At 43.1% G+C, this 12538-nt stretch carries 10 protein-coding genes; 5 read left to right on the top strand and 5 right to left on the bottom strand.

Annotated elements, in window-relative coordinates; all coding sequences use genetic code 11:
• Positions 1-63 precede the first annotated feature (63 nt).
• The 5 genes from G1O98_RS18510 to G1O98_RS18490 form a co-directional block, all read right to left on the bottom strand.
• Positions 64-2400, bottom strand: a complete 2337-nt coding sequence (locus tag G1O98_RS18510; protein ID WP_163930378.1) for a filamentous hemagglutinin N-terminal domain-containing protein — start codon at positions 2398-2400, stop codon at positions 64-66.
• A 274-nt stretch (positions 2401-2674) separates the two neighbouring features.
• Positions 2675-2995, bottom strand: coding sequence for a hypothetical protein (locus G1O98_RS18505; RefSeq protein WP_163930375.1), 321 nt, complete (start codon positions 2993-2995; stop codon positions 2675-2677).
• Between the two features lie 443 nt (positions 2996-3438).
• Positions 3439-5883, bottom strand: a complete 2445-nt coding sequence (locus G1O98_RS18500; protein WP_163930373.1) for a filamentous hemagglutinin N-terminal domain-containing protein — start codon at positions 5881-5883, stop codon at positions 3439-3441.
• Positions 5884-6046: 163 nt separating this feature from the next.
• Positions 6047-6307 (bottom strand): hypothetical protein, encoded by a 261-nt coding sequence (locus G1O98_RS18495; RefSeq protein ID WP_012408402.1) that lies wholly within the window; start codon positions 6305-6307, stop codon positions 6047-6049.
• Between the two features lie 293 nt (positions 6308-6600).
• On the bottom strand, positions 6601-7428 hold the full coding sequence (locus tag G1O98_RS18490) for a carbohydrate ABC transporter permease (RefSeq protein WP_163930371.1): 828 nt from the start codon (positions 7426-7428) through the stop codon (positions 6601-6603).
• Positions 7429-7608: 180 nt separating this feature from the next.
• Here G1O98_RS18490 and G1O98_RS18485 point away from each other — a divergent pair, with 180 nt between their 5' ends.
• The 5 genes from G1O98_RS18485 to folE all read left to right on the top strand — a co-directional run bounded on the left by G1O98_RS18485 (position 7609) and on the right by folE (position 12435).
• Positions 7609-8307, top strand: a complete 699-nt coding sequence (locus tag G1O98_RS18485) for an aldehyde oxygenase (deformylating) (RefSeq protein ID WP_163930369.1) — start codon at positions 7609-7611, stop codon at positions 8305-8307.
• A gap of 127 nt (positions 8308-8434) precedes the next feature.
• Positions 8435-9454, top strand: a complete 1020-nt coding sequence (locus G1O98_RS18480; RefSeq protein WP_114080902.1) for a long-chain acyl-[acyl-carrier-protein] reductase — start codon at positions 8435-8437, stop codon at positions 9452-9454.
• A gap of 120 nt (positions 9455-9574) precedes the next feature.
• Positions 9575-10555 (top strand): acetyl-CoA carboxylase carboxyltransferase subunit alpha, encoded by a 981-nt coding sequence (locus tag G1O98_RS18475; protein WP_114080903.1) that lies wholly within the window; start codon positions 9575-9577, stop codon positions 10553-10555.
• Positions 10556-10909: 354 nt separating this feature from the next.
• Positions 10910-11635, top strand: coding sequence for an SDR family oxidoreductase (locus G1O98_RS18470; protein WP_163930366.1), 726 nt, complete (start codon positions 10910-10912; stop codon positions 11633-11635).
• A gap of 92 nt (positions 11636-11727) precedes the next feature.
• Complete coding sequence (gene folE / locus G1O98_RS18465) at positions 11728-12435, top strand: GTP cyclohydrolase I FolE (protein ID WP_163930364.1); 708 nt, start codon at positions 11728-11730, stop codon at positions 12433-12435.
• Positions 12436-12538: the final 103 nt, after the last annotated feature.

Here is a 12538-nt window from a genome sequence, read left to right as displayed (position 1 = left end):
TAATTACTGCCAAGTTACGGAAATTGAACGTTAATTCAGAGATTGTTTAACTTGTCTCAAAGTCTAACGAGCAGCGCAAGATGTAGCGGTGAGTGACGAATTATGAGGCGATGCAGTGGGTACTTGAGCAACCAAAACCACATTACCATCGGCATCCATTACCCATCCTTGGGCTTCTACAATTTGAGTAGGTTCATTGACAGAATTAACTTTCTGTGATTTTTCTTCTATATTTTGCTGCGCCTGAAGAACCGCTCTTTTCTGAATACCAGCAGCACTATTTTTACTCTCTGGCTCTAGTGTGATCCAATCTGCCAGCACCGCATCATCAGCTATCAATGGCTGCGTAGGATCGGCTACTAGTCCTCCACGTCCAGTAGCAATAAATGAACTCCTTCCTATTTTTGCACCAGAATTACAACCAGCAGCAATTTGCTCAGAAGCATCTACCAGATTTACAGGCAGTTCCACTAATCCTTTACTGGGGTCAGCATCTGGTGAGTTGATTTGTACAGTGCCACTTAATGAAGGATTTTGCCGAGAAAATGCGGTGATGTCACTTGTTCGGAGATTATTCGGGTTGATTGAGCCTGTTGGATCAAGCCTTTCTACGTCTGCACGAGTGCGTGGCACAAATCCAAAGATTTTTTTAGCGGTGATTGTGATTTTACCACCTGAGCCAGAGTTGGCGTTGGCAGTGATATCGTTATTTCCAAAGGGAGTGGCAACTAGGAAGCCATTAGGTGCTTTGATGGTGATATTACCGCCATCTCCATCACCCCCTGCATTAGTGGATATTTGACTATTGCGCCGCATCAGTAACAAATCCCGCACCTGTAGCGAAATATCACCACCCCGACCTGACTCACTATTAGATGTGAGTGTTCCTTTATCCAGGAGTATAGAGGCAGCGGTTATGTTTAGTGCACCTGGTGTTCCTGGATTACTTGCATCTCCTGTATAAATTGCATTATCTGCAACTTTAATGCTCACACTTATTTCACCACCATCGCGGACAATCAATTGCCCTGTAGTGATGTCCACTTTTCCCGCATTTCCATAATTTAAAGTCGAAGCAAATAAAGTACTGGGGTCCCCTGTCACTGAGGTTCCGGTTATCTCTACTGACTCCAGAGCGTTAACAGTTATGTTCCCTCCTCTTCCTCCAGATGGTATAATTTGCGATCCCCCTACTAATGCACTAGACTCTGCTGTTACTCTTGCCCCATCTTTAATACGTAATCTACGAGTGTTGATTGTAATATCACCCGCCTTTCCTTCACCAGCGCTTATACCAATAAATCCAGTAATAGTTGGCAAGACATTACTACCAATTAGATCCACAGTTTCGGAAACATTGACGATCAAATTTCCTGCTGCACCCCTGCTCCTAGTAGAAGTAGCTACTTGTGCACCGTCCTCAACAATTAATTTCCTAGCAGTAATTCTTAAGTCTTTACCATTTCTACCACCTCTAGTCTGACTTACCAAACGCACACGCTCACCGCTTAGTTTAATGGAGTTGCCCTGCACCTGGATATTACCGCCACCTTCACCACTAGCATCTACCTGAGATGGAAACTCTTTACCGTCAGCAATTCGCCGGATTATTTGAATATTCTGGAAATTTTGGACACCTTCATATCCAAAACTCCAGCCTTGGTCTGTTGGTTTCAGACTTACTAGACTATTATTAGCAACACTTCCTAGCTCAATTCGTCCCGACGCTGCTGTTAAATTTCCCCCCTCCAACGTTATGTCACCACCTACAAATGCCAAAGTTTTACCTTGCTGTACTTGTAGACCAACAGGTTGTCTGAAGATATTAGTTGTTATGCCATCTGGACTGGCTGCTTGGGATTGATTGCGAATGGCAGCCGCAGTTGCTCCGAATTGTAAACCAATAGGAACACTTACTGTTAGCAGGGGTGTAGTTTGGGTATTTGTGGCACTAAACTTTGTACCATCGGCAAAGTTTAGACTACTCGCTGTACTTGCAATAAATGAACCGCCGATGTTTAAAGAAGCATGAGTACCAAAAATAATCCCGTTGGGATTAATCAAAAAGAAGTTAGCTGTGCCGTTAACTTTAAGGATGCCATCAATATTAGAAATAGAGTTACCCGTTACCCGGCTAATTATATTCTGAACACCCTCAGTATTTTTAAACTCAGCCGTAGTTCCATTAAGTACAGAAAACTCTTTAAAACTGTGGAACAAGTTACTTTGTAATCGGGTTCCACCTTCAATATTTATGATATTGCCCTGTGTTGTAATTTGAGAATTATTAGGGAGAGTACCATCCTGGGTGATTTGGGCAGAAGCACAATTTGCAGAGAAAGCTATTGTACCAAGTATTAAAACTCCTAACCCTTTAAACCAGCTATCAAAAATACTCATAATGAATGATAAACTCCTCTAAATAAGTATCATTTTCTAAATAATGGTGACGTTACACTTATATTCAGTAGACTACATATATATCAATAAAATACATTGTTAATATTCGTTTTAGCTTTCACTAAACATGGTGATATTTATCATTTGCAAGCCACAAAAGGTAGAGGTACAAACTTTTTGTGCCTCTACAAAAACTTTTATTTTACTTTGCTTAAAAGTAATATTGCCAACCTAGTTACTGAGAAGGTTGTTTATTGAAAATAAAAATTAAGAATTAACGGCATGGGCAGTTAACAAAGTCGTTTATATCATCTGACCAACAAGTGCAACCCGATAGCCTGATATGCTTACCTGGAATTACTAAGGAAAATTTCGGAACTTGTTCGTCTCCAGCAGCATCACTAGATTTAAGTTTAGTTAGATCGAGTGTGTACTGAAATTGAAGAACTTCTTGCTTTGATATACCGTGCTTTTTGAGTATCTTACCAAAGTTAGCATTCTTTAAAATTTCATGCATTTCCTGCTGAATCTCGTCTTGTAACTGCTGTAATTCTTGAGGATCAATGACTGCTTGCTGTGAAGTTGGAGATTCCATGAATTTTACTTTCCTTGGCAGAATGGTAAATGTGTAAACTTATCTTGTGATGTACTAATTTCACCTGACTTCGATTAGTACAGTTTGGCAACGAAGGAATCAAGGATACAGAGTCTAGGGTGGCACGAGAGCATTAGGTTTCTAAAGCTCTTGCGAATTTGCATAATTATGACTTCAGCTTGGCTAGTTATAATTACGCATTGTGTAACAAAACTTCATATATTTCTGCTGGATTTCCTTAAAGCCTTCATGAATCTGGCTACCAACCTGACAAAGAAGCCATACCTTCTTTACGAGACCCTACGCGAACGATGAGCTACACCAACGCACCGACAGATGAGTTGAGTACAAGGAGCGATCGCTTACATAAATTCATTGCGAAAAAGCGATACCTTCGACGGGCTACGCCAACGCACCAACAAAACTTACAAGAATCTCAAATTTTAATTACCAGCGCAAGATGTAGCGATGAGTGAAGAATTATGAGGCGACGCAGTGGGTACTTGAGCAACCAAAACCACGTTCCCATTGGCATCCACTACCCATCCTTGAGCTTCCACAATTTGAGTAGGTTCATTGACAGAATTAACTTTCTGTGATTCTTCTGTGTTTCTCTGCTTGTGAACAACCACTCTCTTCTGGATACCCTCAGCACGATTCTGACTCTCTGGCTCCAGTGTGATCCAATCTGCTAGCACCGCATCATCAGCTATCAATGGCTCCGTGGGATTGGGCGCGATTCCTCCACGCCCAGTTGTAATAAACGAACTTCTGGCTATTTTTCCACCAGAATTACAACCAGCAACAATTTGCTGGGAAGCATCAACCAAATTTACAGGTAATTCCACTAATCCTTGACTGGGGTCAACATCTGGTGAGTTGATTCGTACCGTGCCATTTAATGAAGGGTTTTGCTGAGAAAACGCCGTGATGTCACTTGTTCGCACGTTATTCGGGTTTATTTCTTCGCGATCGAGTTTTTCTACGTCTGCACGAGTGCGGGACACAAATCCAAAAATGTTCTTAGCGGTGATTGTGATTTTACCACCAGAGTCAGAGAAGGCATTGGCGGTGATATCGTTATTTCCCAAGGGAGTAGCGACAATGAAACCATTAGGTGCATTGATGATGATATTACCGCCATCTCCACCCAGTCCTGTTGTACCTGCGTTAGTGGTGATTTGACTTTCGCGGCGCATCAATAATAAGTTCTGCACCTGTAGGGTAATATTCCCACCTTTACCTGACTCACTATTAGATATGAGTTTTCCTTTGTTGTCGAGAAGTATGGAGCGAGCGATTATATTTAAATCGCCTGCTTTTCCTAGATTATTTGGATCTCCGATATAGATTACATTTTTTCGAGCTTGGCTGCTCACATTTATTGCAGCCCCATCCTTGATAATTAATTGCCCTGTAGTTAGGGTCAAGTTTCCGCCATCTCCAGGCCCTTGAGTCCCAGAAAACAAGCTACTGAGCTTAGAACCATTTGGTGAAGTTCCAATTAATTCTACCGACTCGGAAGCGTTCACCGTCAAGTTTCCTGCATTGCCTGTAGCTGGTGTAAGTTGGTTAGTAATAAACCTGTATATACCCTCAGAACTTGTTGATATTCTTGCTCCTCCTTCGATACGCAACCTTCCAGTATTAATTATGATGTTGCCAGCGTTTTTATCGCCAGAAGTTGCACTAAATAATCCACTGGATATTAAATCACTACCATCTCGAAAGAGAGGGATGTTAGTGCCGCTAATTAGTTCCACGGAATCTGAAGCGTTTATGGTCAATTGCCCCTGCAATTGGGCTCCACTTTTGACCACCAACTTCTTAGTATTGACATTTATGTTTCCAGAGTTTGCGTTGGAGAAACTCTGAGTAAACAGTTGCGAATTTTTTTCAATTACTACAGAATCTGAGGCGTTCACTGTCAAATTCCCTCCTGATTGCACTCCAAAGGGATTAACTAGAATTAGGAAACTGCCAGCTACTCGCACAAGCCCCCCTTGCAGGTGGATATTGCCGCTACCATTTCCATGAGTATCTACAATCGATGGAATTTTATTTAACTGGATTATTTCGATATTTTGGAAATTTTGAACACCTTCATATCCCAAAACCCAACCTTGGTTGGTTGGACTTAAACTGACCAGACTATTGCCAGCAACGCTTCCTAATTCAACCCTTCCTGACCTTGCCGTTATATTTCCGCCCTCTAGCGTGATATCACCGCCTATAAGTGCTAAGGTTTTGCCTCGTTGCACCTGTAGACCAACGCCTTGTCCAAAGATATTAACTGCACCATCTGGACTTGCTTGAGATTGATTGCGGATGGGAGCCGCAGTTGCTCCAAATTGTAAGCCAATGGGAACACTTAATGTCAGTAGAGGTTTAGCTTGAGGAGATGTAGCACTAAACTTTGTACCATCAGCAAAGTTCAAGCTACTCGCCGTACTTGCCACAAATGAACCGCCAATATTTAAAGAAGCATTGGGCCCAAAAATAATGCCGTTAGGGTTAATCAGAAACAGGTTCGCCGTGCCGTTAGCTTTCAGAATGCCATCTATCTTAGAAATCGAGTTACCTGTCACCCGACTGATAATGTTCTGAATATCTATTGCATTGTTAAAGTAGGCTGTCCTTTCCGCAGGGACAGAAAACTGTTCAAAGCTGTGGAACAAGTTCGTACCACGAACTGCCCCACCATCAATCTGGTCTATAAGCTGACCATCGATTAGTTTTGGTGTAATGATTGAACTTTCAGATTCAAGTGTGCCATCTTTTTGTATTTGGGCTAAGACAAAACTCTCAAAGAAAGTGAGTACTCCAGCAATTGCTAATGTACTCACTATCCCTAACTCCCAGTACCAACTACTTCGGTATCGAGACATGACAAACTTGCACCCAAAAAATAAAAGTATATTGAAATACTGCTCCTTGCTAATTAGGTATGGTGATACTTGGGATTATCTTTGTTACCTAACTAGTAAATGCAAAGTTCAGCATTTTTATACTTACTAGAATAAACTCTTTGCAGTGCGAAGACTAAATTATTTAGCAGTTACAGCCAAGAGGGTTTCCAGTTGGGCAAGGGACACACCATGAGTCTTGCACTACCAAAATTTCCTGCTCATCAACTGCATCACCAGATTTGATTTTATTTGGGTCAATATTGAACTGCCACTGAACTGTCAAAGCTCTAGCATCTGGTACCCCATACTTTTCAAGCACGCTGTATAAGCTAGCATTATTAACGCTTTCAAGCAGTTTCTGTTGAACTTCGTCTTTTAACTGCTGTAATGTTTCAGGGTTCATAACTGTTTTCGTTTCTTACAAGATGTGTCTAATTCCAGTTTTACTAGTAAGAATTACGTTTAATGTTACAAAACTTCATGTTTTACTGCCGGATGTACTTCAAGCATTGATGAACCATGAGAGCGTACAACTTTGGCTACTTTTCTATTTAGGTACTGAGTATGACAGAAAGCATCCCTTTACTGCGGAACGCTATACGTAGCTTACTTAAGAGAAGAAGTACAGTAAGTTATGCCAATGCACCAACAGGTTAAACATAAGATGGGCTTCCACTCGCCGCCAGCCTCCCCTACTCAATTCTTAATTCCCGTCGCAGCAATACCCTGAATAAACTGACGCTGACCAATAAGAAATAATACCATTACTGGAACTGTCGCTATTGTCACCGCCGCCATCATCAAGGGCCAATTATTCGTAAATTGCTCTTGAAACTCTGCCAACGCCAGTTGTACTGTTCTTAATTCTGGTCGTGTCGTAAACACCAGAGGCTTAAACAAATCATTCCATTCGCCGATGAAGGTGAACAAAAACAGCGTCACCAATGCCGGACGGGCTAAAGGTAACATTACCCGCCACAATATTTGTAATCTGGTTGCCCCATCTATGGCTGCGGCTTCCTCTAATTCCACAGGAATTGTCTGGAAATACTGACGTAATAAGAAAATCCCAAACCCATTGACAGCAGTAGGTAAAATGAGCGCCCAGTATGTATTTATCAGGTGTCCCCACTTCAAAACCAAAAAGATGGGAATCACCAATAACTGAAAAGGAATCACCAAAGTTGCTAAAACAACCAATAGCAGTGCTTGCCGTCCCCGAAACTTCAGCCGTGCTAAGGCGTAACCAGCCAAAGCAGAAGTGACAATCTGAAACGCCGTCACAGCGATCGCTACCAAGGTAGAATTAGCAAACGCCAGCAAAAATTTTCCCTGTTGCCATGCAACGCGGTAATTAGCTAAAGACCAGTTATTTTTAGACAAATTTTCTGGGCTGGCGGCTGTCGATGCAAAGGAGGTGAGAAAAACCACAAATAGCGGTAGTAAAACGATAAATGCCCCTAGCAGTAAGACTACTAGGCTCAAAAAATCACCAGATTTCAGATTCGGGTTTGGTTTAGACATAACTTGAGCCGCAAAGCATTTATTTCGCTAGTACTAGAGCATTGCCCCCAGCAACCATTAATCTATAAACATAGTCTACTTGTTAAGTTAAATTAAACCACAGTGATTGTTACCCTCAGTTCATAGGGTAAATCGAATCCTGGTGTCAAATAATTCAGTTTTACGGGAGTAAACATAACCATGCAGCAGCTTACAGACCAATTTAAAGAATTAGATTTCAAGAGCGAAACATACAAAGATGCTTATAGCCGGATTAATGCGATCGTGATTGAAGGGGAACAAGAAGCCCATGAGAATTACATCACACTAGCCCAACTGCTGCCAGAATCTCATGATGAATTGATTCGCCTATCCAAGATGGAAAGCCGCCACAAGAAAGGATTTGAAGCTTGTGGGCGCAATTTGGCTGTTACCCCAGATTTGCAATTTGCCAAAGAGTTTTTCTCCGGCCTACACCAAAATTTTCAAACAGCTGCCGCAGAAGGGAAAGTGGTTACTTGTCTGTTGATTCAGTCTTTAATTATTGAATGTTTTGCGATCGCAGCATATAACATTTACATCCCCGTTGCCGACGATTTCGCACGTAAAATTACTGAAGGAGTAGTTAAAGAAGAATATAGCCACCTCAATTTTGGAGAAGTTTGGTTGAAAGAACACTTTGCAGAATCCAAAGCTGAACTTGAACTTGCAAATCGCCAGAACCTACCCATCGTCTGGAAAATGCTCAACCAAGTAGAAGGTGATGCCCACACAATGGCAATGGAAAAAGATGCTTTGGTAGAAGACTTCATGATTCAGTATGGTGAAGCATTGAGTAACATTGGTTTTACGACTCGCGATATTATGCGCTTGTCAGCCTACGGACTCATAGGTGCTTAAAAAAGTGCTGAGTAACGAGTGCTGAGTGCTGAGTAGTTATTCAGAACTCAGAACTCCTAACCCACAACTCCTCCTAACTCTCCTAAATTCCCCCCCCTCAAGACAGCATAAGCCTAATAATCACTACATGTTTGGTCTAATTGGACATCTGACTAGTTTAGAACACGCTCAAGCGGTAGCCCAAGAATTGGGATACCCAGAATATGCCGATCAAGGGCTAGACTTTTGGTGCAGCGCCCCGCCGCAAATTGTCGATACTATTATTGTCACCAGTGTTACTGGGCAACAAATTGAAGGACGGTATGTAGAATCTTGCTTTTTGCCGGAAATGCTAGCTAGTCGCCGCATCAAAGCCGCAACACGGAAAATCCTCAACGCCATGGCCCATGCACAGAAGCACGGCATTAACATCACAGCCTTAGGCGGATTTTCCTCGATTATTTTTGAAAACTTTAAGTTAGAGCAGTTTAGCCAAGTCCGCAATATCAAACTAGAGTTTGAACGCTTCACCACAGGAAACACGCATACTGCCTACATTATTTGTAAGCAGGTGGAAGAAGCATCCAAACAACTGGGAATTAATCTATCAAACGCGACTGTTGCGGTATGTGGAGCAACTGGGGATATTGGTAGTGCCGTTACACGCTGGCTAGATGCGAGAACAGATGTCCAAGAACTCCTGCTAATCGCCCGCGATCAAGAACGTCTCAAAGAGTTGCAAGGCGAACTGGGGCGGGGGAAAATCATGGGTTTGACAGAAGCACTACCTCAAGCCGATGTTGTAGTTTGGGTTGCTAGTATGCCCAGAGGCGTGGAAATTGACCCTACCACTTTGAAACAACCCTGTTTGTTGATTGATGGTGGCTATCCTAAAAACTTAGCGACAAAAATTCAATATCCTGGCGTACACGTGTTAAATGGTGGGATTGTAGAGCATTCCCTGGATATTGACTGGAAAATTATGAAAATAGTCAATATGGACGTGCCAGCCCGTCAGTTGTTTGCCTGTTTTGCCGAATCAATGCTGCTGGAATTTGAGAAGTTATACACGAACTTTTCGTGGGGACGGAATCAGATTACCGTAGATAAAATGGAGCAGATTGGCCGGGTGTCAGTAAAACATGGATTTAGACCGTTGTTGGTTTAGTCATTTGTCCTTGGTCATTAGTCATTGGTCATTTGTTATTTGCAAAGGACAAAGGACAAAGGACAAAGGACAAAGGACAAAAGATAGATAACTTATAACTCGTAATTGATAAACCCTACGATGGCAACTACCGAGCGTAAACCGCTACTGTTAGATTTTGAAAAGCCCCTAGCAGAACTTGCAACCCGAATCGATCAAATTCGGCAACTTGCAGAAGAAAATGGCGTTGATGTTTCTGGTCAAATTCGTCAACTAGAAGCACGCGCCATGCAACTACGTGAGGAAATTTTTACTAGTCTATCGCCTTCCCAGCGATTGCAAGTCGCTCGTCATCCGCGTCGTCCCAGTACTCTCGATTACATTCAGGCTATTAGTGATGAATGGATGGAATTGCATGGCGATCGCTGTGGTGGTGACGATCCGGCTTTAGTTGGTGGTGTCGGTCGTCTGAGTGGGCAACCTGTGGTGATGTTAGGTCATCAAAAAGGTCGTGATACCAAAGACAATATTGCCCGTAACTTTGGAATGCCTTATCCTGGCGGCTACCGCAAAGCTATGCGGTTGATGGAACACGCTAACAAGTTTAGTATGCCCATACTAACTTTTATCGACACACCAGGGGCCTGGTCTGGAGTGGAAGCAGAACACCAAGGTCAAGGAGAAGCGATCGCTTACAACTTGCGGGAAATGTTTTGCTTAGATGTGCCAATTATCTGCACAGTTATTGGTGAAGGTGGTTCTGGTGGCGCACTTGGTATTGGTGTAGGCGATCGCCTGCTCATGTTTGAACACTCCGTTTATACCGTCGCCACCCCCGAAGCCTGTGCCGCCATTTTGTGGAAAGATGCTGGTAAAGCTCCTCAAGCCGCCGTTGCGCTGAAAATTATTTCCCACGACCTGAAAAGATTGGGAATTATCGACCAAATACTGCCTGAACCCACTGGTGGCGCTCATTCCGATCCTTTAAAAGCTGCTACCACGCTCAAGCAAGTGCTGCTAGAAAATTTGGACGAACTTAACCATTTAACCGCTCCAGAACGTCGCCAACTACGTTATGAAAAATTCCGTAAAATTGGTGTTTTTACAGAAGTTGCCCACTAAAACCACTGCCTAATGATGGATTAGTAAAGCAGCAATGCTATAATTGCCTATGTGCTTAAAGATTTTTAACAATCTGGCCATAGGCATTTGTATGTTTGGCAAATCTACTCAATCAAATTGAGTAGCTTTTGTGTTATTGAGTAATCTAATTTGAGTGTACGGCGTGGTTTTCCGGGCGACGATTTGTTGTCTTCACTGATAAAACCCACAATATGCCCACTATTGCACTGCATCATAGCAGTTGCTTAATAGAAATCATCAGATTTTTAGATTCCTTTAATCTATCTAAACCGATCAATGTGAATAATTGGGTGGTACTAGGCTTTGGGAACTGCCAAAAAATTGGGAGACATCATGAATGTTGAGCAAAAACGACGCGCCCTGATTACTGGGGCCAGTAGTGGAATTGGGAAAGCAACGGCTTTAGCCTTTGCCAAAGCCGGAATAGATGTCGCCTTAGTCAGCCGTTCTTTGAATAAATTAGAGGCGGTGGCAGAAGCTGTACAGCATACCGGGGTGGAAGCGAAAGCTTACCCTGTAGATTTAGCGCGGATCTTTGAAGTAAAAGAAAAAATCCAAGCGATCGCCCAAGACTTTGGTGATATAGACATTCTGGTAAACAGTGCGGGCATTGCCTATACAGCCACTTTGAGCGAAACTCCCCTAGAAGGATGGCAGCAGGTAATTGACTTGAATCTTACCAGCGTGTTTCAGTGCATTTTAGGAATTTTACCTTCAATGCGCGATCGGGGCACAGGCACAATTATCAACGTCGCTTCAATTGCCGCCAAGCAACCGTTTCCCGGTTGGGGAGCATACAGCGTCAGCAAAGCTGGTTTGATTGCCCTCTCTCAAACCCTGGCACAAGAAGAACGCACCCACGGCATTCGTGTCACAGCTATCTCTCCTGGCGCAGTCAATACCGAACTTTGGGACACAGAAACAGTCCATGTCAACTTAGACCGTTCTAAGATGTTAACCCCGGAGATAGTGGCTCAGTCAATTCTCCACACAGTTCTGTTACCACAACAGGCAGTTATTGACGAATTGACCCTGATGCCCAGTGCTGGCGCACTTTAATTTATCCTTTGTCATCAGTCCTTTGCAAATGACCAATGTACTAATGACTAATGACTAATGACCAACTTTCAAACCATAACCAAGACTGAATCATGACTATCGCTAGTTCCAACGGTTCCAATTACTCTCAATCGCCTCTGATTCCCGACTTGGCAGAAGCCATAACTCCTAGACCCGATCGCAATACGAATAACGGGCGACAAGCTGATGTGTTCCCGCCAAAAGAGGAACAGATAGAGGAAATGAAGGATGCAGTGCGGAAAATAATATTGGGCGTTGGCGAAGATCCTGAACGCGAAGGACTCCTCAAAACACCAAAGCGAGTGGCCGAAGCAATGCGGTTTCTTACCAGTGGCTACAACCAATCCCTTGAAGAACTAGTTAACGATGCCATCTTTGATGAAGGGCATAACGAGATGGTACTAGTGCGAGATATTAATTTTTTTAGTCTGTGCGAACACCACATGCTGCCATTTATGGGTAGAGCGCACGTTGCTTATATCCCCAACCAAAAAGTTGTAGGACTGAGCAAACTGGCCCGCATTGTTGAGATGTATTCCCGTCGCTTGCAAGTCCAGGAGAGGTTAACCCGCCAAATTGCCGAAGCAATTCAGACCATTCTAGAACCTCGAGGCGTAGCCGTTGTGATGGAAGCTAGCCACATGTGTATGGTGATGCGAGGCGTACAAAAACCAGGTTCTTGGACTGTCACTAGCGCAATGGTTGGCGTGTTCCAAGAAGAGCATAAAACCCGCGAAGAATTTTTTAACTTGATTCGCCATCAACCAGCATTCTTTTAAGGAATGGGGAATGGGGGATGGGGAATGGGAAATGGGGAATGGGCAAAACAGTTCCGTTAGCAGATAGCTAAGGTTTAGCCCGTGCTGAAGGAGGAGTGAAGAG

This window comes from Nostoc sp. UIC 10630 (assembly GCF_010747425.1).
Classification (GTDB): domain Bacteria; phylum Cyanobacteriota; class Cyanobacteriia; order Cyanobacteriales; family Nostocaceae; genus Nostoc.
The sequence above is the reverse complement of the archived record's forward strand: the minus strand, read 5'-3'. Positions and strand labels throughout refer to the sequence as shown.